This window comes from Arenibacterium sp. CAU 1754 (assembly GCF_054482635.1).
In genome coordinates this window covers 985827-1008420 of record NZ_JBTLRG010000002.1, presented here as the reverse complement: position 1 = coordinate 1008420, position 22594 = coordinate 985827, and the positions used below count along the sequence as shown (strand labels likewise).

At 59.7% G+C, this 22594-nt stretch carries 19 protein-coding genes and 1 riboswitch; of the genes, 5 read left to right on the top strand and 14 right to left on the bottom strand.

Annotated features, from left to right (window positions below; genetic code table 11):
• From cobW to ACXYMO_RS11660, 5 genes are all read right to left on the bottom strand, one after another.
• A complete protein-coding gene (gene cobW / locus ACXYMO_RS11680; protein WP_458878861.1) occupies window positions 1-1038 on the bottom strand; it encodes a cobalamin biosynthesis protein CobW in 1038 nt (345 codons plus the stop codon).
• Window positions 1039-1043: 5 nt separating this feature from the next.
• Window positions 1044-1433, bottom strand: coding sequence for a DUF1636 family protein (locus ACXYMO_RS11675; RefSeq protein ID WP_458878860.1), 390 nt, complete (start codon window positions 1431-1433; stop codon window positions 1044-1046).
• A gap of 84 nt (window positions 1434-1517) precedes the next feature.
• Window positions 1518-1725: riboswitch (cobalamin riboswitch) on the bottom strand.
• 80 nt (window positions 1726-1805) lie between these two features.
• Window positions 1806-2369 carry a carboxymuconolactone decarboxylase family protein gene (locus ACXYMO_RS11670; protein WP_458878859.1) on the bottom strand — a complete coding sequence of 188 codons (564 nt, stop codon included), beginning with the start codon at window positions 2367-2369 and terminating at the stop codon, window positions 1806-1808.
• Between the two features lie 12 nt (window positions 2370-2381).
• A complete protein-coding gene (locus tag ACXYMO_RS11665; protein ID WP_458878858.1) occupies window positions 2382-3980 on the bottom strand; it encodes an FMN-binding glutamate synthase family protein in 1599 nt (532 codons plus the stop codon).
• A gap of 20 nt (window positions 3981-4000) precedes the next feature.
• Entirely contained in the window at window positions 4001-5320 is a 1320-nt protein-coding gene (locus tag ACXYMO_RS11660; protein ID WP_458878857.1) for an aspartate aminotransferase family protein, read from the bottom strand.
• A 445-nt stretch (window positions 5321-5765) separates the two neighbouring features.
• On the opposite strand from ACXYMO_RS11660, the gene ACXYMO_RS11655 reads away from it, so the two are divergent.
• The 4 genes from ACXYMO_RS11655 (at window position 5766) to ACXYMO_RS11640 (ending at window position 10991) form a co-directional block, all read left to right on the top strand.
• A complete protein-coding gene (locus tag ACXYMO_RS11655) occupies window positions 5766-6728 on the top strand; it encodes a TAXI family TRAP transporter solute-binding subunit (RefSeq protein WP_458878856.1) in 963 nt (320 codons plus the stop codon).
• A 115-nt stretch (window positions 6729-6843) separates the two neighbouring features.
• Window positions 6844-9606, top strand: a complete 2763-nt coding sequence (locus ACXYMO_RS11650) for a TRAP transporter permease (RefSeq protein WP_458878855.1) — start codon at window positions 6844-6846, stop codon at window positions 9604-9606.
• Between the two features lie 13 nt (window positions 9607-9619).
• Entirely contained in the window at window positions 9620-10045 is a 426-nt protein-coding gene (locus tag ACXYMO_RS11645; protein WP_458878853.1) for a universal stress protein, read from the top strand.
• 142 nt (window positions 10046-10187) lie between these two features.
• Window positions 10188-10991, top strand: a complete 804-nt coding sequence (locus ACXYMO_RS11640) for a hypothetical protein (RefSeq protein WP_458878852.1) — start codon at window positions 10188-10190, stop codon at window positions 10989-10991.
• A 39-nt stretch (window positions 10992-11030) separates the two neighbouring features.
• Here the strand turns inward: ACXYMO_RS11640 and ACXYMO_RS11635 are convergent, their stop codons facing one another.
• From ACXYMO_RS11635 to ACXYMO_RS11620, 4 genes are all read right to left on the bottom strand, one after another.
• Window positions 11031-11645, bottom strand: a complete 615-nt coding sequence (locus tag ACXYMO_RS11635; RefSeq protein ID WP_458878851.1) for a nucleoside/nucleotide kinase family protein — start codon at window positions 11643-11645, stop codon at window positions 11031-11033.
• Window positions 11646-11655: 10 nt separating this feature from the next.
• Entirely contained in the window at window positions 11656-12429 is a 774-nt protein-coding gene (locus tag ACXYMO_RS11630) for an ATP-binding cassette domain-containing protein (protein ID WP_458878850.1), read from the bottom strand.
• Entirely contained in the window at window positions 12429-13490 is a 1062-nt protein-coding gene (locus tag ACXYMO_RS11625; protein ID WP_458878849.1) for an ABC transporter permease, read from the bottom strand. The genes ACXYMO_RS11630 and ACXYMO_RS11625 overlap by 1 nt, the downstream gene beginning before the upstream one ends.
• A gap of 110 nt (window positions 13491-13600) precedes the next feature.
• Window positions 13601-14620, bottom strand: coding sequence for a substrate-binding domain-containing protein (locus tag ACXYMO_RS11620; protein WP_458878848.1), 1020 nt, complete (start codon window positions 14618-14620; stop codon window positions 13601-13603).
• A gap of 155 nt (window positions 14621-14775) precedes the next feature.
• On the opposite strand from ACXYMO_RS11620, the gene ACXYMO_RS11615 reads away from it, so the two are divergent.
• A complete protein-coding gene (locus ACXYMO_RS11615) occupies window positions 14776-15978 on the top strand; it encodes an ROK family transcriptional regulator (RefSeq protein WP_458878847.1) in 1203 nt (400 codons plus the stop codon).
• A gap of 76 nt (window positions 15979-16054) precedes the next feature.
• Here ACXYMO_RS11615 and ACXYMO_RS11610 read toward each other — a convergent pair whose 3' ends face one another.
• The 5 genes from ACXYMO_RS11610 to ACXYMO_RS11590 form a co-directional block, all read right to left on the bottom strand.
• Entirely contained in the window at window positions 16055-17794 is a 1740-nt protein-coding gene (locus ACXYMO_RS11610) for a SulP family inorganic anion transporter (RefSeq protein ID WP_458878846.1), read from the bottom strand.
• 90 nt (window positions 17795-17884) lie between these two features.
• On the bottom strand, window positions 17885-19564 hold the full coding sequence (locus ACXYMO_RS11605; RefSeq protein ID WP_458878845.1) for a bifunctional protein tyrosine phosphatase family protein/NAD(P)/FAD-dependent oxidoreductase: 1680 nt from the start codon (window positions 19562-19564) through the stop codon (window positions 17885-17887).
• An 18-nt stretch (window positions 19565-19582) separates the two neighbouring features.
• Window positions 19583-20467 (bottom strand): MBL fold metallo-hydrolase, encoded by an 885-nt coding sequence (locus tag ACXYMO_RS11600; protein WP_458878844.1) that lies wholly within the window; start codon window positions 20465-20467, stop codon window positions 19583-19585.
• Between the two features lie 429 nt (window positions 20468-20896).
• On the bottom strand, window positions 20897-21562 hold the full coding sequence (locus ACXYMO_RS11595; protein ID WP_458878843.1) for a Crp/Fnr family transcriptional regulator: 666 nt from the start codon (window positions 21560-21562) through the stop codon (window positions 20897-20899).
• Window positions 21559-22029: an Rrf2 family transcriptional regulator gene (locus tag ACXYMO_RS11590; protein ID WP_458878842.1), complete on the bottom strand. Its 471-nt coding sequence runs from the start codon at window positions 22027-22029 to the stop codon at window positions 21559-21561. The genes ACXYMO_RS11595 and ACXYMO_RS11590 overlap by 4 nt, the downstream gene beginning before the upstream one ends.
• Window positions 22030-22594: the final 565 nt, after the last annotated feature.

Here is a 22594-nt window from a genome sequence, read left to right as displayed (position 1 = left end):
TTAACCGACCAGTGCGGCCCGGATCGCATCCGGGTTGATGTCGTCATGTTCGGCAATCACGACCAGTCGGCCCTGACGCGGTTCATCCGCCTTCCATTTGCGATCAAACTGGCTGCGCACCCGCGCACCAACCGCCTGCACCAAAAGGCGCATCGGCTTGCCCGCGACGGCGGCATATCCCTTGACCCGCAGGATGTTCTGGGATTTGGCCAGCGCTTCGATCCGGGCCGTCAGATCGGCGGGATCGGTGATTTCGGGCAGGTCGATCACGATGCTTTCGAAATCTTCGTGATCGTGGTCATGGGCCACGTCATGATGGCTGGGGCGCGCATCCATGTCGTCCTCGGCCGCGGCCCCAAGCCCCAGAATGACACGCGGATCAACCGCACCTTCGGCAACCTCGACCACCGGCAGCGGGCGCGGTGCCTCGGCGGCGATCACCTCTTTGGCACGGCTAACCCCGTCGGCCCCGGCCAGATCAGGCTTGGTCAGCAGGATGATGTCGGCACAGGAGATCTGATCCTCGAACACCTCGGACAGCGGTGTCTCGTGGTCCAGACTGTCATCGGCAGCGCGCTGTGCATCCACCGCCGCCACGTTGGGCGCAAACCGCCCGGCGGCCACAGCCTCGGCATCGGCCAGTGCGATCACCCCGTCCACCGTAATGCGCGACCGGATATCGGGCCAGTCGAACGCCTTGAGCAGAGGTTTGGGAAGCGCAAGACCCGAAGTTTCGATCAGGATATGCTCGGGGCGCGGCTCCATCGCCATCAGCGCCTCGATCGTCGGGATGAAATCATCCGCCACCGTGCAGCAGATACAGCCATTGGCCAGTTCAAGGATGTTTTCCTCGGGGCAGTCGGGAATGGCGCAGGATTTCAGAATTTCGCCATCCACACCCACATCGCCGAATTCATTGACGATCACGGCCAGGCGCTTGCCCTGCGGGTTTTGCATCAGGTGGCGGATCAGGGTCGTTTTCCCGGACCCCAGAAACCCGGTGATCACGGTGACGGGAAGTTTGGCAAGATCGGTCATAGGTTTCAAAGCTCCTGCGGCGGAATGCGCGCGATACAGTTTTTGCGGAAGTGTTCGGGACGCTCGCGCCAGGGCACCAGCCCATCGGCGGTCGCGTGATATTTGGTTGCGCCCTCATGGACGACCTTGGCCATGTCGGCATCCAGCTTGCCGTAGACATAGGTCCACCGCCCGCCCCCGCCGCGCAGCACGACAGAACAGCCCTGCGAACAGTTCGACAGGCATTCGACCGGCTTCAGGGTCACGCCCGCGGGCCAGTCCATTTCGCTGAGCGCGTCATGCAGCAACGCGCCCGGGCGTTGGGCGTCATCCTCGATGGGCAGGCCCATGCGGCAGGTTGTGCAGATCAGCAATTCGGTCACTGCCGGGGTGTCGGTTTCGTCACGTTCGCTCACGTCCAAGCCCATTCATCATCATTCGGGACAGGGGCAAAGCAGGCGAATCCGGCGCGGACCCGTCACCAGAACACCCCGTCTGGTTCACGTCATCTTGCGCTGGCAGGTCTCCCGGCTTGCGGATGTCAGGGCCTTGGTCCCTGGCGATCGCCCTGCCTTCCCGGTCTGGGCCAGTGGCATCGGGCGACCTCTCCGGTCACGGTCGCGGGGGCGGCTGTGCTTGGGTCCTTGCGAACCTGTCACATTCCCTTTTCACCTGCACGTCTCAGGCACCAACGATGGGGCATCTGCACAGCACACCATGACCTTGTCAAGCGTGGGCAAGGCGTTCCGCGGCGCCATGCCGCCCGTCACATCTGCCGTCTTTGCAGGTTACTTGTCCGGTTCCTGAAACGGAGTCGCGATCAGTTGCGCCACAATATCGTCATCGAGCGGCGTTTCGAACGTGTTCAGGATGAACCCGAGCGTCGAATAAAATCCGACAGTTGCCATCAGATCCAGCACGCCGGCCTTGCCCGTCAGGGCCGCCAGCTCATCCCGCGTTGATGTGCCCAGCCGGGCGTGCAGGATCAATTCATCCACGGCACGCACGATCACCTCGTCTTCGGGGTTCACGTTTTCGGCGTCACCGCACAACGCCGCGATGCGCGCATCGTCCAGCCCGCATTTTCGCGCGCGGATCACATGCTGGGACCATTCATAGCTGGAGCCGAGCCGAAAACCGGCACGCAGAATCACGACTTCGGCCCGTTCAGGGCCCAGCGCAGTGTGGTTCACGATATGATCGCGCAGACCGGCCCAGGCCCGCAGCAATTCGGGGTGATGGGCCATGGTGCGATAGACATTCAAACCGCCGGCAAACCCGGATTTCATGTCTGAAATCTGGTCCGGCCAGACTTCGTCCTGGATGGGGTTCAGGATCAGCGGGTCGCTCATATCAGTCTCCGATCACACGACATCAAAAGGTTCAAATGCCTGCGCCCGCGCGCGGTTCCAGCGACCCAGATAGCCGAATTCATCCTCTTCCTCGCGCAGCAGAAAGCCCTCTGGCAGGTAGGGATACACTTCTTCGCCGGTCACCATGTCCCGATCGCTTTCCCGCATCAAAAGGTGATGCGGGCGAAAATCGCCGGGATGGGCCAGACCGGCGGCGCCGGTCATTTCTGCCAAGGCTTTCAACGTGTTGTTGTGGAACCGGCTGACGCGTTCGGACTTGTTGGGCACGTTCAACGCCCGCTGGCGCAGCGGGTCCTGCGTCGCCACGCCGACGGGGCAATGGTTGGTGTGGCAGGCCTGTGCCTGAATGCACCCGATGGCAAACATGAACCCGCGCGCCGAATTGGCCCAGTCGGCGCCCAGCGCCAGCGCCTTTGCAATGTCGAACGAGGTTACCAGCTTGCCCGATGCGCCCAGTTTCAGCCGATCCCGCAACCCCGCGCCGCGCAGGGTGTTATGGGCAAAGGTCAGCCCCTCGACCAGCGGCATGCCCATGTGATTGGCGAACTCCAGCGGCGCGGCGCCGGTGCCGCCCTCTTTTCCGTCGATCACGATGAAATCGGGTACGATGTCAGTTTCCAGCATCGCCTTGACGATGCACATGAATTCGCGCCGGTGCCCGATGCACAACTTGAACCCGACCGGTTTTCCGTGTCCGTATTCTCGCAGCTTGGCGATGAAGTGCATCAGTTCGATGGGTGTCGAAAACTCGGGATGCGACGCGGGTGAAATGCAATCCTGCCCCATGGGGATGCCGCGTGCCTCGGCGATTTCCTCGGAGATCTTGGAGGCGGGCAGCATGCCGCCATGGCCCGGCTTGGCCCCCTGGCTGAGCTTGAGTTCGATCATCTTGACCTGCGGCTGTGCGGCTTGTTCGCTGTATTTTTCGGCGTCAAACCGCCCCTCGGGCGTGCGGCAGCCGAAATACCCGGACCCGATTTCATAGATCAGATCGCCGCCGCCTTCACGGTGATAGCGGCTGACCCCGCCCTCGCCCGTGTCATGGGCAAAGCCTCCCATTCTGGCCCCGGTGTTCAGGGCCAGAATGGCATTGCCCGAGAGCGAGCCAAAGCTCATCGCGGAAATGTTGTAGATCGAGGCATCATAGGGCTGTTTGCAATCGGGTCCGCCAATGTGAATGCGGAAATCGTGATCGGCAATATGGATCGGCACCACCGAATGGGTCAGCCATTCATAACCTGAATCATAAACCCGCTGGCGCGTCCCAAAGGGGCGCTTATCCTCAACCCCCTTGGCGCGCTGATAGATGATGGACCGCTTGTCGCGGGAAAACGGTTCTTCATCCTGGTCGCTTTCGATCAGGTATTGCCTGATTTCAGGGCGGATGCCTTCGAACAGGAACCGCATGTGCCCGATCACCGGGTAGTTGTGCAAAATCGAATGACGGGTCTGCACGACATCATAGACACCGATCAGGAACAATCCACCGAACAAGAACAGCGGCAACACGAACCACGCGCTGGTCATGATCCCGATGGCCGACAGGATCGCGAGAATTCCGGTGGCCGCGAAGACGAAATATCGTTGCATTGGAACCTTTCCAGTTCGGATCAGATGACGGATGAGATCGCGCTGTCCAGCTTGTCGGTCAGTTCGTCCAGCTGGGCGTCGGTGATGATGAAGGGCGGTGCCAAAAGAACGTGATCCCCCTGCCGCCCGTCAATCGTGCCCGACATGGGATAACAAATCAAACCGGCATCAAACGCGGCTTTCTTGATCTTGCCGGCAAGGCCGCGCGCGGGATCAAAAGGTGCCTTGGTATCGCGGTTTTCAACCAGTTCGATGCCCCGGAAAAGACCCCTGCCCCGAATGTCGCCCACATGGGGATGTTGACCAAACCGGTCTGACAGGCGCGCCGCCAGTTTGTCGCCCTGTTCGCGCACCCGGCCCAGCAAACCGCGGTTCAGAATCGCCGAGACAACCGCCAGCCCGGCCGCAGCGGCGGTCGGATGACCGATATAGGTGTGGCCATGCTGGAAAAACCCGCTGCCCGACGCGATCGTGTCATAGATTTCAGAGCTGCACAGCATCGCCCCAATGGGTTGATACCCGGCGCCCAACCCCTTGGCGATGCAGGCGATATCGGGGGCAACGCCGTCCTGTTCGCAGGCGAACAGGGTGCCGGTGCGGCCCATACCGCACATGACCTCGTCCAGGATCAGCAAGACGCCGTATTTGTCGCAAATCTCGCGGATGCGCTTGAAATATCCCGGCGCGGGGGCCAGTGCCCCCGCCGTTGCCCCGACGACCGGTTCGGCCATGAAGGCCATTACCGTTTCGGGGCCAAGACGCAGGATCTCGGTCTCAAGCGCATCGGCGGCGCGGCGGCCATAGTCCTCGGGCGTTTCATCGTCGCGGCGCAGGCGGTATTCATAGCACGGATCGATGTGGCTGACGTCCAGCAGCAGCGGCGCGAACTGAGCGCGGCGCCATTCGTTGCCACCGGCAGACAGCGCCCCGATCGTGTTCCCGTGATAGCTTTGCTTGCGGGCGATCAGTTTGCCGCGCTGGGGCTGACCCTTTTCCACCCAATACTGACGGGCCAGCTTGATCGCGGCCTCTGTCGCCTCGGACCCGCCCGAGACGAAATAGACCCGGTCCAGATTGCCCGGCGCGTTTTCAATCAGAAGGTCGGCCAGCGCCTCGGCAGGTTCCGAGGTGAAGAACCCGGTATGGGCAAAGGCCACCTTGTCCAACTGCGCCTTGATGGCTGCCGTGATCTCTTGGTCGCCATGCCCCAGACAGGACACGGCCGCGCCGCCAGAGCCGTCAAGATACCGCTTGCCGGAGGCATCGATCAGATAACACCCTTCGCCTGCAACGGCGACCGGCGGTTGCTGCCGGGAATGGCGGGGAAATACGTGGGACATTTCAGGTTCCTTATGTCCTGTGAGCCCGGGCATGAGATGTTAAACAGGACCCGGTGTTTCCATCAGCTTAAAGCTGCGGCGATCACTGCGCAAACGGCGTTAAAAAAACCTCTCCAAAACCGACCTTCCCTGCCTCGATTCGCTAAATTTACGACAATTTTCTGTTTGGGCGACCGGCCCCCGATGCCGGATTTCGGCGGCCATCGCATCCTGTGACAGGTGATTTTACACCGCGGGCGGGGCTTTGATCCGGGCGAAAAACAAGCGGTTTGCCACTGTTGAATCGGCATCGTTTCGTTTTTTTCAACAATCCCTCTCAAACCGAAGAACAATGTCGAAATCAAATAAAGTTGTAGCGTAAACAGCTTGTGCTAGGCTGTCCTCATAAAATCGGACGGATGCGGTAACCTCTGTTCAATAATGTAACAAACATAGGGAGATCAGTATGAAACTTTGGAAATTTTCCGCCTTTGCGTTCGCTGCGGCGCTCAGCGGTCAGGTGGCCGGAGCGCAGGAGCGTTTCATCACCATCGGAACCGGTGGCCAGACCGGTGTCTATTTCGTTGTCGGGCAGTCTATCTGCCGTCTCGTAAACCGGGGCTCGGCAGATCACGGTCTGAAATGCACGGCCCCGTCGACCGGCGGATCAATTGCCAACATCAACGCCATCAAGGCAGGTGACATGGACATGGGCGTCGCCCAGTCCGACTGGCAGTTCCACGCTTACAACGGATCGTCCCAGTTCGAAGGCGCCAAATTCGACAATCTGCGCGCCGTGTTCTCGGTGCATGGCGAACCCTTCACCGTGGTTGCTCGCGCTGATTCCGGCGTGAACAATTTTGACGATCTGTTCGGCAAACGCGTGAACGTCGGCAACCCCGGGTCCGGTCAGCGCGCCACGATGGACGTCGTTCTGGAGGCAATGGGCAAATCAAGCGCCGACTTCGCACTGGCGTCCGAACTCAAGCCTGCTGAACAGTCAGCAGCCCTGGGCGACAACAAGGTGGACGCCATCGTTTACACCGTGGGTCACCCGAACGGCTCGATTCAGGAAGCGACATCCACCGTTGATGCCAAACTGGTCAACGTGACCGGTGATGCCATCGACAAGCTGGTGAATGGTAACCCTTACTATGCCAAGGCCACCATTCCGGGCGGCCTCTACAAGGGCAACGATGACGATGTTCAGACATTCGGGGTCAAGGCGACCTTTGTAACCTCGGCCGATGTGGCCGACGACGTCGTCTATACCGTGGTCAAGGCCGTATTCGACAATTTCGAGCGGTTCAAGGGATTGCACCCGGCATTTGCCAATCTGCAAGAGGCGGACATGATCGCAGACGGTCTGTCGGCCCCGCTGCATCCGGGCGCGGAGAAGTATTACCGCGAACGCGGTTGGATCGAGTAACTTGCCCGTCATGACTTGAACACAGGCGGTCCCGCACAGGCGGGGCCGCCCTTTGGCTTGTGCCGGTTAACATCCCCTGTGCAGGCCCTATCCATGTTCAGCGAGGGACAGCGCAATGAGCGACGAAAATCAGTTCGAAGCGGCAGCCGTTGAAAACGAGGCGGCTGGCAAAGGTGGGCTTACTCAGGAAGAACTCGACGAACTTGTCGCCTCTTCCGATACGGGGGGCCGATCTCCGTCCGGAGCAATAGGCACGTTCATCCTGATCGTCGCCCTGATCTGGTCCCTGTTTCAACTCTGGATCGCATCGCCGATCCCCTTCATAATCGGCTGGGGCGTCTTCAACGACACCGAAGCCCGCTCGATCCATCTGGCTTTCGCCCTGTTTCTGGCCTTTGCGGCCTATCCGGCGGCGCGCACCCCCGCACAGCTGGGGCTTGCGGTCCTTGTCCCCGCGCTGCTGACTGTTCTGTTTGTCTATGGCGCCAAGGAAGGCGTGCCGATCTGGTGGATTCCGGTGATCGGGCTGACCGTGATCGCCGCGATCCTGCTGGGGTCGCCCAAGACATGGATACCGCCCTGGGAATGGGCGCTGGCAATCATCGGGGCTGCGGCCGCGCTGTATCTCTATTTCTTCTATGACGGCATTGCGCAGCGCGTCGGCGCGCCGATCCTGCAGGACTATGTCGTCGCGGTGATCGGCATTCTACTGCTGCTCGAGGCGACGCGACGCGCACTTGGACCGGCGCTGATGATCGTGGCGACCGTGTTTCTGGCTTATACATTCCTCGGCCCACTCATGCCTGGCATCATCGCCCACAAGGGCAACAACCTGAGCGAGGTGGTGAACCACCAGTGGATCACGACCGAAGGTGTGTTTGGCATCGCGCTGGGGGTTTCGACCTCCTTCGTCTTCCTGTTCGTGCTGTTCGGCTCGCTTTTGGACAAGGCCGGCGCCGGCAATTATTTCATCCAGGTCGCGTTCAGCCTGATGGGCCACATGCGGGGCGGTCCGGCCAAGGCGGCCGTGGTTTCCTCGGCCATGACCGGGCTCATCTCGGGTTCGTCCATCGCAAACGTGGTCACTACCGGCACCTTTACCATTCCGCTGATGAAGCGGGTCGGCTTTTCCTCGGAAAAGGCCGGCGCGGTCGAAGTGGCCTCCTCCGTGAACGGGCAGATCATGCCGCCCGTCATGGGGGCCGCCGCCTTCCTGATGGTGGAATACGTGGGTATCCCCTATTTCGACGTGGTCAAACACGCCTTTGTCCCTGCGGTAATTTCCTACATCGCGCTGGTCTATATCGTGCATCTTGAGGCGATGAAGGCCGGGATGGAGGGCCTGCCGCGCGCCTATGAACCCAAACCGCTGGTGGCCTGGCTGATCAGCCTGGCCTTTACCATCGCGGTGATCTGCGGACTCAGCTTTGCGGTTTATTACGGCATGGGCTGGATACGCCCCGCATTCGGCGCCTATGCCGGGTATGTGGTTTTTGTCTTCCTGATCGCGGTCTACGTCGGTCTGTTGAAGATCGCCTCGAAAGAGGAGCCGCTGGAGTTGGAAGACCCCAATGCGCCGGTGACCGAATTGCCCCTGCCCGGTCCGACCATCCGGTCGGGGCTGCATTTCCTGTTGCCGGTCGTGGTTCTGGTCTGGGCGCTGATGATTGACCGCCTGTCGCCGGGTCTGTCGGCCTTTTGGGCGGCTGCCTTCATGGTGTTCATCCTGCTCACACAGCGCCCGCTGATGGCGATTCTGCGCGGTCAGGGCGACACCGGGATCGCGATGCGCGAAGGCTTCAGTGACCTGATCGAAGGTCTGGTCGCCGGTGCACGCAACATGATCGGTATCGGCATCGCCACGGCGACGGCCGGGATCATTGTCGGCGCGGTCAGCCAGACCGGCGTGGGGTCGTCCCTAGCCGATGTGGTCGAGGTTTTGTCGGGTGGCAACATCATGGCCATCCTCGTGCTGACGGCGATCCTGTCGCTGATCCTCGGGATGGGGCTGCCGACCACGGCGAACTATATCGTCGTGTCGGCCCTGCTGGCCCCGGTGATCGTCACCCTGGGTCAGCAGAACGGTCTGATCGTGCCGCTGATCGCGGTGCATCTGTTCGTGTTCTATTTCGGCATCATGGCGGATGTGACCCCGCCCGTTGGCCTCGCGTCCTTTGCGGCGGCGGCTGTGTCGGGCGGTGATCCGATCCGCACAGGGGTTGTGGCGTTTTTCTACAGCTTGCGCACGGCGGCCTTGCCGTTCCTGTTCATCTTCAACACCGATCTGTTGCTGATCAACGTGGGATGGGGGCAAGGCATACTTGTCTTTGTGGTCGCCACAATCGCGATGCTGCTCTTCGCCGCCGCGACGCAAGGGTGGTTCCTGACCCGCAACCGGTTTTATGAGACCATCGCGCTGTTGCTGATCGCCTTTACCTTCTTCCGTCCGGGGTTCTGGATGGACATGGTCGCCCCGCCCTATGAAAGCTTGCCACCCGCCCAGCTGGAGCAGGCGGCGATGACGGCGGATGTGGGAGAAAAATTGCGGCTCAAGGTAAGCGGGCTGAACTCGGTCGGGGATCCGGTGACCTTCACCGCCCTATTGCCGGTGGGCGAAGGGGACAATGGCGTGGACCGCCTAAGCGCCTCTGGGCTTGATTTCATCGTCAACGGCGAAGAGGTCATCATCGACAATGCCGCCTTTGGCAGCCCCGCGGCCGAAGCCGGGTTCGACTGGGATCAGAAGGTCGAAGAGGTGTTGGTTCCGATCGATCAACCCTCGAAATACTGGATGTTCATCCCTGCCCTGATCTTGCTGGCCCTTGTCGTCATGTTGCAGCGCGCCCGCGCCGGGCGACGTGAACCGGCAATGGCCTAAAGGAGAGAAGACCATGTACAAGAAAATTCTTCTTCCAATCGACCTGAACCATCGCGAAAGCTGGGAAAAGACGTTTCCTTTGGCGGTGCACTATGCCGGGGACAGTGGCGAGGTCCACCTGCTGGGGATCGTCCACGACATTGGCGCCGGGGTGGTTTCAACCTTTCTGCCCGAAGGGTTCGAACGCAAGGCCATGGAAAAGCTGAAAAGCGACCTTGCCGATTTCGCCAAGGAGCATGCGCCGGGGAACACACAGGTCAAGGTGCACGTCGGTCACGGACATGTGCCCGAGGCGATCCTGCGCTCGGCTGCGGAGTACGAGGCCGATCTGATCATGATGGCGTCCCATCCCCCGAACGAGCTGCAGACCCTGCTAGTCGGGTCCTATGCCAACAAGGTGGTGCGAAACGCCAATATTTCGGTGCTGGTGGTCCGCTGACACGGTGACACCGCCCCCGTCTGGCGGGGTCGGTGCCGTGGTCCCGTTTCACGCGGACCATATGGCAAACAGCGCCGAAATCCGCTAGGAAACCTGTATTGTAACGGCAAGTCATTGCGCCCTTCATACTGGTGAATTTTTCATGCGGACGTTTTTGCAGAAATACGAAGTGTTTGTTTTCCTTTTCGGAATCGTGGTGGTGAACGCTCTTTTTGTGACCGCCTGTGTCAAAGGCGTGCTGCCTGACGGGGCCTATGGATATGGCCGCTTTGCCCTGCTGGGCGCGACATTGGTTCTGGTGGTTTTCCTCAGCCGCGGCACCGGCGCCGTGGTGGATCTGTTCCGCCCGCTGACACGATGGCGCGTTTCGCCGGGTTGGTATGTTTTCAGCCTGATCTGGGCGGCGGCCATCTGCGCGGTGGTCTTGCTGGGCAAGGTTGCATTGACGCAAACCACGTTTGACGACCTCAGCCTGCGGCTGGGCATCGTGACCTCTCCGCGCATTGTGTTGAACATTTTCATCGGCGCGCTGGTGGGGGAAATCGTCTGGGTCAGCTATTCGGTCGGCGCCCTGTCGAAACGACACACGGTCATTATCGCCTCGGCGATTGTCGGGCTGTTCTGGACCGCGTGGTGGATGCCGATGTCCTACTATGACTATGGCATTGTCCCCGGGCTGCATCCGCTTGCCCTTTTGATCAGCCAGACCGGCGTCGCGTTGATGTGCGGGTTCGTCTATTTCCACACCCGCAGTGCCATTTGCGTTCTGCTGTTGCAGATCGGGGTCAGCGCCTCAATCCTCATTCTGCCGGTTCTTCCTACGACTGGCGGGCAAATGACCTATGTGGCCTTTGGGATTACCTATGCGGTGGCAACTGTTCTGGCTTACCTTTTGGCCGGTCCCAGACCGTTGATCGGCCAACGGATTGCGCAACCCGCCATCTGACCGCGGATCGGAGTCAGGTTGAAATCGGGCGCGCAGCACTCACTGCAGGATGGACTCACCCAGCGTCAGGTCGCTGGGCAAGGAACAGTCCATGACCAGATCCGCGTTCACCAGATCGTTCATTTCCGCCTTGCGCCGTGCGGTTTCCGGGTCCAGCCCATGCCCCTCCCAGCGTCCGATCAGGCGGGCGTGCAATTCATCGCGCGGCACGTCGAGACGGATGGTCAAATCCCACAGCGCGGACAGGTCCCGCCAGACGGGTTTGTCGAACAGCAGGTAATTCCCTTCAACGACAATTGTCTCGCAGTCCGGATCAATCACCCCTGCCCCTGCAATCGCCTTGTCCAGCGCACGGTCGAATATGGGAAACACGGCCTCTTCCCCCGACGCCAGACGCCGGACCAGATGCACCAGCCCGGCCACATCGAATGTTTCGGGGGCGCCTTTACGCTCCAGCAGACCGCGCGGGGCCAACAGGGTGTTATCAAGGTGAAACCCATCCATCGGCACGACGGTCAGCGCCGGATCATGCGCCATCAGGGCGGCGGCGAGTGTTGACTTTCCGCTTGCCGGCGCACCTGCAAGCGCCACCATGCGCCTGCGCCCCTTTGCAGGCACATCGCCAATCAGAGCGGTGAGACGCGCGAGGTCCATTCCGGCCACCTTATGCCATGACGGCTGTTTCAGGGTCCTTGGCGCCGGTCATGAGCGCCACGGCATCCGCCATGGAATGGTCTTTGGGGTCGATCACGCAAAGACGTTTGCCCAGACGGTGCACATGGATGCGATCCGCCACTTCGAACACGTGGGGCATGTTGTGGCTGATCAGGATGATCGGGATCCCGCGGGATTTGACGTCCTGGATCAGCTCAAGCACCCGGCGGCTTTCCTTGACACCCAGGGCCGCTGTCGGCTCATCCAGGATGATCACCTTGGAGCCGAACGCCGCCGCGCGGGCCACCGCCACCCCCTGCCGTTGCCCGCCGGAGAGCGTTTCAACCGCCTGGTTGATATTCTGAATCGTCATCAAGCCCAGTTCGCTCAGCTTTTCGCGCGCGACCTCTTCCATTTTCTTGCGGTCCAGCTGGCGCAGGACCGCGCCGCGAAACCCCGGTTTGCGCAACTCGCGCCCCATGAACATGTTATCGGCGATGGACAGGGCCGGTGACATGGCCAGCGTCTGATAGACGGTTTCGATACCCGCTTCGCGCGCCTCGATCGGCGACGTGAACCGGATCTCCTTGCCTTCCAAGGTCACCCGGCCCGCGTCCGGTATCACCGCGCCGGAGATCGCCTTGATCAGCGAACTTTTCCCGGCGCCATTGTCCCCGATGACAGCCAGAATCTCGCCCGGCATCAGATCGAAATCGCAATGATCGAGGGCCGTCACCCGGCCATAGCGTTTGACCAGACCGCGCGCTTGTAAAATCGGTTCCATCAGGCTGCTACCTTTCTGATCCACTGATCCACCGCCACAGCCGCGATGATCAGCAGGCCGATAAGAAGGAAGGTCCATTGCGCATCCGCCCCAAGAAGGCGCAGACCCAGCGTAAAGACCCCGACGATGAGGGCCCCGAAAAACGTCCCCAGGATCGAGCCACGCCCGCCAAACAGCGATATGCCCCCGATCACCACCGCCGTGATGCTTTCGATGTTGAGAAGCTGGCCCGACGTGGGCGATACCGACCCGATCCGCCCAATCAGCGCCCATCCCGCAAAGGCGCAAATCAGACCGGCCAATCCGTAAACGGAAATCAGCGTGGCCTTGACGTTGACACCCGAAAGTTCGGCAGCCTCGGGATCATCGCCCACCGCGTAAACATGACGCCCCCAGGCCGTGTGTTTGAGAACATAGGCCAGAACGAGGACGAGCCCGACCAGGAACACAACGCCAACGGTAAAGACGGCCCCGCCGATATTGAACTTGTTGCCCAGCAATTGCAGCAGCGGCGCGTTGGCCGCGATATCCTGACTGCGGATGGTTTCGTTGGACGAATACAGGAAATTGGCCGCCAGAACGATCTGCCACATGCCCAGTGTCGCAATGAACGGCGGCAGCTTCATCACCGCCACCAGCCACCCGTTCAGCGTGCCGATGGCCGTTCCCAGGATCAGCCCGCAAATAACAGCGATCTCGACCGGCAGGCCATAGCGAAAGGTGAATTGCCCCATCACCACCGAGGAAATCACCGCAATCGCCCCCACGCTCAGGTCGATGCCTGCGGTCAGGATCACCAGGCTTTGTGCTGCGGCGACGATGCCGACAATCTGAACCTGTTGAAGGATCAGGGTCAGGGCGAAGGGTGAAAAGAATTTTGACCCCAAAAGAACACCGAAAATCACGATCGAAACCACCAGAACGATCAGCGGCACAAGCGCCGGTGTCGTATGCAATGCGTGATGGAAACGGCCGATCAGCCCCTGGTTCTCATCTTCAAACTGAGCGATATCACCAGCAGCGTTCGCGGCTGCGGCTTCGAAATTGTCCGATGTGGACATCGCGGATTCCCCCTATGTTTCCAGATGCCATGACCCGGGTCGCGGAATGCTGGAAAGGCAGGGCGTTCACCGCCCCGCCCCTTTATGGTGCCCTCAGGCCGGGTTCAGGATCAACCCCAGCAGAGCGACTTGCCTTCTACCGAGTCAATGCTCTCCACACCGTCAGCAGGCTTGTCCGTCACCAGCGCAACACCGGTATCGAAGAAGTCCTTGCCGTCGGTTGCGGCTGGCTTGGTGCCATCCTTGGCCCAGGCGGCAATCGCTTCGATCCCCTTGGACGCCATCAGCAGCGGGTATTGCTGAGACGTCGCGCCAATCACGCCGTCGGCGACGTTTTGCACACCCGGGCACCCGCCATCGACCGAGACGATCAGAACGTCGTTCTCGCGACCGATGGATTTCAGCGCCTCATAGGCACCGGCGGCTGCAGGTTCGTTGATGGTGTAGACCACGTTGATCATCGGATCCTTGGCCAGAAGGTTTTCCATCGCCTTGCGGCCACCCTCTTCGTTGCCTGCGGTCACGTCATTTCCAACAATGCGCGGATCGGTTTCGTCGCCCCATTTGTTCGGGTCGCCCAGATCGATGCCAAAACCCTGAAGAAAGCCCTGGTCACGCAGAACGCCAACAGTGGGCTGGCTGACAGCCAGGTCCAGCATGCCGATTTTGGCATCTGCGGCAGCGTCGCCCATGGCGGCGGCGGCCCACTTGCCGATCAGTTCACCCGCGAGAAAGTTGTCCGTGGCAAAGGTCATGTCGGCCGCATCAATCGGGTCAAGCGGCGTATCCAGCGCGATCACCAGAATGCCCGCATCCCGGGCCTGCTGAACCGCGGTTGTGATCGACGACGTGTCCGACGCCGTCAGCAGGATGCCCTTGGCCCCGTTGGCAATGCAGGTTTCAATCGCTGCAACCTGGGTTTCGTGATCCCCGTCAATCTTGCCCGCATAGGAGTTGAGCGTGATGCCCAGCTCGGCGGCTTTTGCCTCGGCGCCTTCGCGCATCTTGACGAAAAACGGGTTGGTGTCGGTCTTGGTAATCAGACACGCTGAAACCGAATGTCCAGCAGCAGATGCCGCGCCCGCCATGGCGATCAGTCCGAGCGCCGTTCCGGCAATAAGTTTCTTCATGGTCTCCTCCCAGAATATCCAATCGGCTGTAAATATCTGCGCGCCGAATGCCTCAACTAATCATGCGATTCTGCTAAGCTGTCAATTAATAAATAAACTTGATTTATTAATCTCGAGCTTGCACCCTGCCTGACAGAATCACATTCGATGGACCTATGAACGACACCGCGATCATCACCGCCCTCAGCAATGGCGTGAACCAAAAGGGGGTCCGCAACCACAATGAGCGCCTGATCCTTTCCGTTCTGCAGCGCCATGGCGAGATGCCGGGCAGCGACATTGCCCGGCGCACCCGCTTGTCGGCCCAGACCGTTTCGGTCATCCTGCGCAAACTTGAAACCGACGGCCTGGTAAAAAAGGGCAAACCGCTTAAGGGGAAGATCGGAAAACCGTCCATCCCGATGGCGCTCAACCCCAATGGCGTTCTCTCCATCGGGTGCAAACTGGGCCGGCGCAGCAGTGAACTGTTCCTGATGAACCTGAGTGGTGAAGTCCTGTTTGAAAAACGGATGCAATACGATGTCGCCATTCCCGACATGGTGTTCCGTTTCATACGACAGGGATTTCAAGACGCCGCCAAAACCCTTGGTGCCGCCGGGTTGAAAAAGCTCTGCGGGATTGGCGTCGCACTGCCGTTCGAAATATGGAAATGGGGGGCATCCGACAGCAATTCCATCGAGGAATTCCTGTCCTGGAAGGATGTCGATTTCGAACGGGAAATTGCAAAATTCACCGACCTTCCCGTCTTCATGGTCAACGACGCAACCAGCGCCTGCTGGGCCGAACATGCGTATGGCCGCGGCAAGGAGTTTCGCGACTACGCGTATTTCTTTGTTTCAACCTTCATTGGCGGCGGCATCGTCATCAATCAATCCGTCTACGAAGGCAACCGGGGCAACGCCGGTGCGCTCGGCTCTATTCGTGTGGGCGACGATCAGGGGCGAACACGTCAGTTGATCGATGTCGCCTCCATTCACCTGCTTGAAACCCGGCTGCAGAACGCCGGGCTCGACCCGCGTATCTTGTGGCAGCAACCCCAGGACTGGTCCGAGATCGAGCGCTATGTCACCGATTGGATCGACGCGACCGCCATCGAGATCGCGCAGGCCTGTCTGTCGACCTGTGCCGTGATCGATTTTGAGGCGATTGTGATAGATGGCGCTTTCCCCGGTGATGTGCGCCAGCGTCTGGTGGCCAGCATCCGCGAAAAACTGCCCATCGAAGACAGCCGCGGCCTGATCCTGCCGCGCATAGAAGAGGGCGTGATCGGCGCTGAGGCGCGTGCAATCGGAGCGGCCAGCGGCCCGATTTTCGCGCAGTTCTTTCTCAACACAAACTCCAGGCTGTTCGACACGTGATCCGGTTGGACGAAGGGCTCTTGCCCCGGGCTTGGGCGCATTGCAGGCGGTGATCCCCCTGCAATGCGGACCCCCGTCACTCGCCCGCGTGTTTGGCGTCGCCCATCGGTCGCAGTTTCATCCAGGCGTCATATTGCGACAGGAACACCTTGCCGTTCAGTTCACGGATGAAATGCGATGCCCTGAGCCGGTCCATCACAGGGCCTTTGACCTCGGACAGGTGCAGGCGAACGCCCATGTCCTTCAGTCGATGGCTGATCGCCTCAAGGCTTTCGAGCGCAGAAAAGTCCACCTCGTTCACGGCCGAGAACATCAGAACGACGTCCTTGATTTCGCAACCTTCAGTGACCCGGCTCTGCACCAGATCCTCGAGAAAGCGGGCATTCACGAAATAGAGGCTTTCATCGACGCGCAGCGTCAGAATGCTGGGATCGGTTTCGACATTGTGCCGGTTGATGTTTCGGAAATGCTGCGTTCCGGGCACCAGACCCACCTCGGCCACATGGGGCCGCGAAGTTTTGTAGAGGTGCAACAGAACCGACAGGATCACGCCCGAGGCGACACCGATCTCGACCCCCATGCCCAGCGTCAGCAGAATGGTGGCCGTAACAGCGGCAAAGTCGGATTTCGAATAGGCCCAGGTGTTCTTCAGGATCGAAAAATCAACAAGGCTGAGGACAGCGACAATGATGGTCGCGGCCAGCGTCGCATTGGGCAGATAATAGACCAGCGGCGTCAGGGCCACGGCCGCGATGGCCAGACCGATGGCCGTGAACGCACCGGCGGCTGGTGTTTCCGACCCGGCGTCGAAATTCACGACTGACCGCGCGAACCCGCCGGTCACCGGATAGCCACCAGTGAACGCGGCCCCCAGGTTGGCCGCGCCAAGGCCGATCAGTTCCTGATTGGGATCGATGCGCTGGCGCTTTTTCGCGGCCAGTGTCTGGGCCACCGACACCGATTCAACAAAACCGATGATCGAGATCAGGATCGCCGGAACCAGAAGCGACCCAAGAAGATCGGGGGACAGGCCCGGCATGGTCAGGGGCGGCAGGCTCTGAGGGACCTCACCGACAATCTTCACGCCATGTTTGTCCAAACCCAGGACCCAGACCACAAGCGTGGTCACGACCACGGCAAGGACAGGTCCCGCCTTGGTGGCGATATCCGCCATGAGCGGCTTGACCCCCATGTCCTTCAACATGGGTTTCAGGCCCTTGCGCACCCAGAACAAAAACGCGGTCGCCACGACTCCGATGATAACCGTGATAAAGGACGTCTCGCCAAGATGGGCAAAGATCGACCCCACCATTTCGATCAGGTTATGACCTTTCGCACTTACCCCCAGTATGTGCTTGAGCTGACTGGTCGCGATCAGGATGCCCGAGGCCGTGATGAACCCCGCAATCACCGGATGGCTGAGGAAATTGGCCAGAAAGCCAAGCCGCAGAACACCGAGAAGCAACAGGAAACCACCCGACAGGAAGGCAAGGGTCAGGGCCGCAATGGCATAGCCCGCGGTCCCCTGTTCGGCCACCTGCCCCACCGCCGACGCGGTCAGCAAGGACACCACCGCAACCGGCCCGACCGCCAGCGCGCGGCTGGTCCCGAAGATCGCGTAGAGAATGATCGGAGCGATCGACGCATAGATACCCGCCTCGGGCGGCAGACCTGCAAGCAAGGCATAGGCCAGAGATTGCGGAATCAGCATGATCGTCACGATGACGGCGGCAATCATGTCATTCGAAAAGGCGTTTCGGTCGTATTGCCGACCCCATTCGAATACGGGGGCATATTTGCGGAGTTTTGCGATCATGGTCTCATCTTCGAAAAAAGAGTTGGCGGACCAGACACGCAGGTCTCGTCCGCCAAATGTTGTTCCCGGAACCGGAAAGGGTCTTGCGGATTATTTGGATGCGACCTTGAGGGGTTCGGGTTTTGCCATCCATTCCTTACCGCGCAGCATGGCCTTCCAATAGATCGGCGGAAGCAGCTTTTCCTTCAGGAACCAGGCGGCCCGGGTGGGTTTGGTTCCGTCAATCAGGAACTTGGGAAAGCTTGGCTTGAGCGCTCCGCCATATCCGAATTCGGCCAGAACGATCTTGCCGCGTTCGACGGTCAGCGGGCATGACCCGTAGCCGTCGTATTGTGCAACGACCGAGCCGCCTTCGATGTCGGCAACGATGTTGTCGGCGACCACCGGTGCCTGCTTGCGGGCAGCAGCGGCTGTCTTGGCGTTCGGTGCGTTCATCACGTCCCCGAGGGACCAGATGTTTTCAAAGGTCTTGTGGCGCAGCGTCGATTGATCGACATCGACCCACCCCGCCGCATCCGCAAGCGGCGAAACGCGGATGAAATCAGGGGCCGTCTGAGGCGGACAGACATGCATCATGTCAAATTCCATTTCAACCTTTGTCGGCTCGGCATCCGGTTTCTTGACCTCGAATACGGCCTTTTTGGCAGCACCATCGACCGACACGAGATCATGGAAGAAGTTTAGCGTCACGCCGTATTTATCGATGTACTGCTCAAGGGCGGGCACATAATCCTTGACCCCGAACAGCACCCCACCGGCATTGTTGAAATGAATGTCGATATTCTGCAGCGCCCCGTTTCGGTTCCAGGCATCGGCCGAAAGGTAAAGCGCCTTTTGCGGGGCGCCGGCGCATTTGATCGGCATCGGCGGCTGCGTAAAGATCGCGCGGCCGCTCTTCATATCCTGCACGAGCTGCCAAGTGTAAGGCGCTAAATCATAACGATAATTCGACGTCACGCCATTGCGGCCAAGGGTCTCTTCCAGACCTTCGACCTTGTCCCAGTCCAGCTTGAGTCCCGGGCAGACAACCAGGCGGTCATATTTGAGCACCCGACAGCCATCCAGGATCACGGCGTCATTTTTCGGTTCAAACGCGGCGACGGCGGCCTTGATCCATTTTACCCCGCGCGGGATCAGCGACCCCATCGTCTTGGCGGTATCCTGGGCATCGAAAATACCGCCGCCCACCATTGTCCAGCCTGGCTGATAGTAATGGATATCCGCCGGATCGATGATGGCGATGCTCAGGTCGGATTTGCGTGACTGCAGGCTTGCGGCGACCGAAATGCCACCGGCCCCCGCGCCAACGATGACAATGTCGAATTTGGCATCGCCGGTGTCGGTCGGTGTCTTGCCGCCGTTTGCAATGCGACGGGCCACACCGCTCATATCGTATCCGGCGGCCTTTGTCGCCGCCAGGATTTCGGCCATCGGTTTGATCTTGGACTGGCTCAGCGACCACAGCGTGGTCGAGCGCGTACCGGTGCGGCAATAAGCAAGAACCGGGCCGGGCAGTTCACGCATGGCGACCCCGAAATCATCCGCATCTTCGTCGCGCACCAGCCCCGATTCAATCGGCAAGTATCGCGCTTCGAGACCCGCCGCCTGGGCCGCCCGTTCGATTTCTTCGAAATTGGGTTGATCCGCGCCTTCTCCGTCTGGCCGGTTACAGATGATCGACCGAAAACCGTCTGCTTTCAGCTGGGCCACGTCGTCTGCATGAATTTGCGGGCTGACCGTCAGGTCAGGTGAGATACGCTTGAGTTCCATTGGGGTTCCTACCTTGAATCACAGTCCGTTCAACGGAACTTTCAACATTGGCTTGCCGTCCTTGTCGGTCGGCACTTCTCCGGCGCGCATGTTGACCTGCAGCGATGGGATGATGAGTTTGGGCATGTCCAGTTGCGCATCGCGTTCGGTACGGAACTTGACAAAATCCTCTTTGGTCTTGCCAGCGCCAACGTGGATGTTGTGGGCTTTCTCGTCGCCCACAGTGGTTTCCCACTGAATGTCGCGCCCGTTCGGACCATAGTCATGGCACATGAAGAGCCGCATGTCGTCGGGCAGGCTCAGCACTTTTTGAATCGAGTCATACAGCGTCGCGGCGTCCCCGCCCGGGAAATCCGCGCGCGCCGAACCACCATCCGGCATGAAAAGCGTATCTCCGACAAAGGCGGCATTGCCCATCACATGCACCATGCAGGCGGGCGTGTGGCCGGGCGTGTACATGGCAAAGGCTTGCATGTTGCCGACCATGTAAGTGTCGCCATCCTCGAACAATGCGTCGAATTGGCTGCCGTCACGCTGGAATTCAGTGCCTTCGTTGAAAATCTTGCCGAACGTGTCCTGCACGACCATGATCTTGGACCCGATCCCGATCTTGCCGCCCAGTTTTTGCTGAATGTAGGGGGCCGCCGACAGGTGGTCCGCATGCACGTGCGTTTCGATGATCCACTCAAGGTTCAGGCCGTTCTTCTGGACATGATCGACAAGCGCATCGGCGTGATCATAGGTGATCCGGCCCGCCGCATAGTTGATGTCCATGACGCTGTCGATGATGGCGCAAGAGTTCGAGCTTGGGTCTTTCACCACATAGCTGATCGTGTTCGTCGCCTCATCGAAAAAGGCACTCACTTCGGGTTTGATGTCCATGTTGACCGGGTAGGATGTCATCGTGATCTCCTAATTTGTGTTGGGCGGCGACCTGCATTCCCATGACGCAGATCGCCTTTGCTGCTCTGGCGGCAGGACCGCCGGTGTTACGACCGTGGGCAAAACTGTCTGCGCCACGCATGACCAGGCGTTTCCTTTCCGTCACAAGGACCGCCGCAGGCAAAACCGGGGCGGACAGGTCGAAATATTGATCGCGCTGGTCATCGAGAATCAAAAGATGGATGTCATGTATAACTTTAAATCCTGCCGCTCAGTGACAAAGTCACCAAGAGAGTTCTCACCGCCCCAGATTGGGCGATGACCTGCCGAAATACCGCTCGGGTACGGGCCTGATGCATGCCGTCCCGGTCGCGCGGGGACCATGTCGTGGTCGCCACTGGCTGGCGGTGTTTACTCATCGGTCAACCCTGCCCCCCTCAACAGACCGACCTATGAGTTGGCAGCAAGCGCGCTCAGCTTGCCACGGTTTAGGATTTCGATCTGCCCGCGCGACTGCGCGATCAGGTCGCGTTTCTGAAAATCCAGCAACTGGCGCGAAATCACCTCTCGCGCAGTCCCGAGTTCCGTGGCCAGTTGCTGATGCGTCGCCCGTACATGGTCGGACGCCCCCGAGAGCGACAGCAGACGTTCGGCCAATCGCACATCGATCTTGCCAAAGGCGACATCGTCGATAACACGTAAAAGATCGGTGATGCGGCGCGCATAGGCCGCAAACACGAAATCCCGAAAATCGTCGGATGCCGACACCAAACGGTCAAAAACCTTGCGCGGAATGGCAACTGCCCGAACTTCGGTTTCCGATATACCTTCGGCGGAATACGCCTCGTGGGCCAAAAGGCAGGCGGTCGTCAGAACACAGCTTTGCCCCGCTTCAACCCGGTAGAGAACGATATCGCGACCACTTTCCGAGGTTTGCTGCACCCTTACGACTCCGTCCAGCAACAACAGGAGATTGTCAGGAACAGCACCCGGTCCGAAAATTGTCGTGCCAGCCGGCACCGTGACAATCTTGCTCTCCTTGACCAGAGTTTTCTTGATGTCGTCCCGCAGCGCATTCAGGCCCTGAAAACGTTCGATCCATGCGGTATCCGTCATGTTCGGCTTCTCTTAGGTGCAACGATCCCATCCTGCAGAGGCTGAATTCTGGCAAGCAAATCGCCCTTGTTCGAAGCAATGTCGGCAATGGTCAGGTCATCCAGCACAGCCATGAAGGCGCGTGTGGCTTGCTGCAACGCTTTTGAAAGACGACACACCCCAACCAGCGGGCAAGTGTTCTTTTCCGGATTGAAACATTCGACAAGGTCCAGCGGCCCCTCGGTCATTCTGACAACATCGCCGACACGAATGTCTTCGGGGGGTCGTGCAAGCCGGAAACCGCCGCCCCTTCCCCGCACCGTATCCAGATACTCGGCCTTTCCAAGATCGTGAACGATCTTGACGATGTGCGGCCGTGCCAGTCCGTGGACCTGCACGACATCATCGACCCGCACCAGATCAGGGGCGCGCAGCGCCGCGAGCTGCAATGTCCTGAGCGCGAAATTCGTGTAACTGGTCAGCTTCACATGCGTCCCCTTTCCTAGCCAAAAAGCTATAAATTAATTAGCGCTTTTAACAAGAGGAACGAAGTCGCCTTTTGATACCGAGCCTCCGCGAGACCGTCGTATTCAACTCAGTAGTGGTGCTACTGCGCCGCCGCGACAGAACACTACAAACAACAGTGCATTTTCGAGCTACATTTTAACTTCAGGATTATTTAATTATACACAAAATATATCTTATTGGGTCGCTGAGCGATGCCTGACGGATTCACAGCTGAGACCCTGGCTGGTTCTCGAGGGCGGCGGACGGTTTTCCGTCTTCCCCCTGGCCTATGCAATCATCATGCTTATGCCTATTAGGCTTTCCGCGGAAAGGTCGATCCGTCCCAAGGGTATCACTGATGGCACCGTCAACGATCTGGATGCGGGTCCTGTGGATTATCGGGATATGGCCGGCCAGCGTTCTGGCGCCGACCGCCCTCGCCTATGCAATCCGCTGGGTCATCGCCTGAATCGATCCAGCTTGCAAGTGTGCCTGGCCCATAGTGGGTGCGTCATTTCACGATCAGCAGCCGCTTGAAGGCTCTGC

Coding starts and splice junctions, on each gene's coding strand:
- ACXYMO_RS11625 (WP_458878849.1), bottom strand. CDS start 13,490: ATGTCCACATCGGACAATTTCGAAGCCGCAGCCGCGAACGCTGCTGGT.
- ACXYMO_RS11600 (WP_458878844.1), bottom strand. CDS start 20,467: ATGACATCCTACCCGGTCAACATGGACATCAAACCCGAAGTGAGTGCC.
- ACXYMO_RS11640 (WP_458878852.1), top strand. CDS start 10,188: ATGCGGACGTTTTTGCAGAAATACGAAGTGTTTGTTTTCCTTTTCGGA.
- ACXYMO_RS11630 (WP_458878850.1), bottom strand. CDS start 12,429: ATGGAACCGATTTTACAAGCGCGCGGTCTGGTCAAACGCTATGGCCGG.
- ACXYMO_RS11595 (WP_458878843.1), bottom strand. CDS start 21,562: ATGACGGATACCGCATGGATCGAACGTTTTCAGGGCCTGAATGCGCTG.
- ACXYMO_RS11620 (WP_458878848.1), bottom strand. CDS start 14,620: ATGAAGAAACTTATTGCCGGAACGGCGCTCGGACTGATCGCCATGGCG.
- ACXYMO_RS11660 (WP_458878857.1), bottom strand. CDS start 5,320: ATGTCCCACGTATTTCCCCGCCATTCCCGGCAGCAACCGCCGGTCGCC.
- ACXYMO_RS11615 (WP_458878847.1), top strand. CDS start 14,776: ATGAACGACACCGCGATCATCACCGCCCTCAGCAATGGCGTGAACCAA.
- ACXYMO_RS11635 (WP_458878851.1), bottom strand. CDS start 11,645: ATGGACCTCGCGCGTCTCACCGCTCTGATTGGCGATGTGCCTGCAAAG.
- ACXYMO_RS11650 (WP_458878855.1), top strand. CDS start 6,844: ATGAGCGACGAAAATCAGTTCGAAGCGGCAGCCGTTGAAAACGAGGCG.
- ACXYMO_RS11655 (WP_458878856.1), top strand. CDS start 5,766: ATGAAACTTTGGAAATTTTCCGCCTTTGCGTTCGCTGCGGCGCTCAGC.
- cobW (WP_458878861.1), bottom strand. CDS start 1,038: ATGACCGATCTTGCCAAACTTCCCGTCACCGTGATCACCGGGTTTCTG.
- ACXYMO_RS11610 (WP_458878846.1), bottom strand. CDS start 17,794: ATGATCGCAAAACTCCGCAAATATGCCCCCGTATTCGAATGGGGTCGG.
- ACXYMO_RS11670 (WP_458878859.1), bottom strand. CDS start 2,369: ATGAGCGACCCGCTGATCCTGAACCCCATCCAGGACGAAGTCTGGCCG.
- ACXYMO_RS11665 (WP_458878858.1), bottom strand. CDS start 3,980: ATGCAACGATATTTCGTCTTCGCGGCCACCGGAATTCTCGCGATCCTG.
- ACXYMO_RS11605 (WP_458878845.1), bottom strand. CDS start 19,564: ATGGAACTCAAGCGTATCTCACCTGACCTGACGGTCAGCCCGCAAATT.
- ACXYMO_RS11645 (WP_458878853.1), top strand. CDS start 9,620: ATGTACAAGAAAATTCTTCTTCCAATCGACCTGAACCATCGCGAAAGC.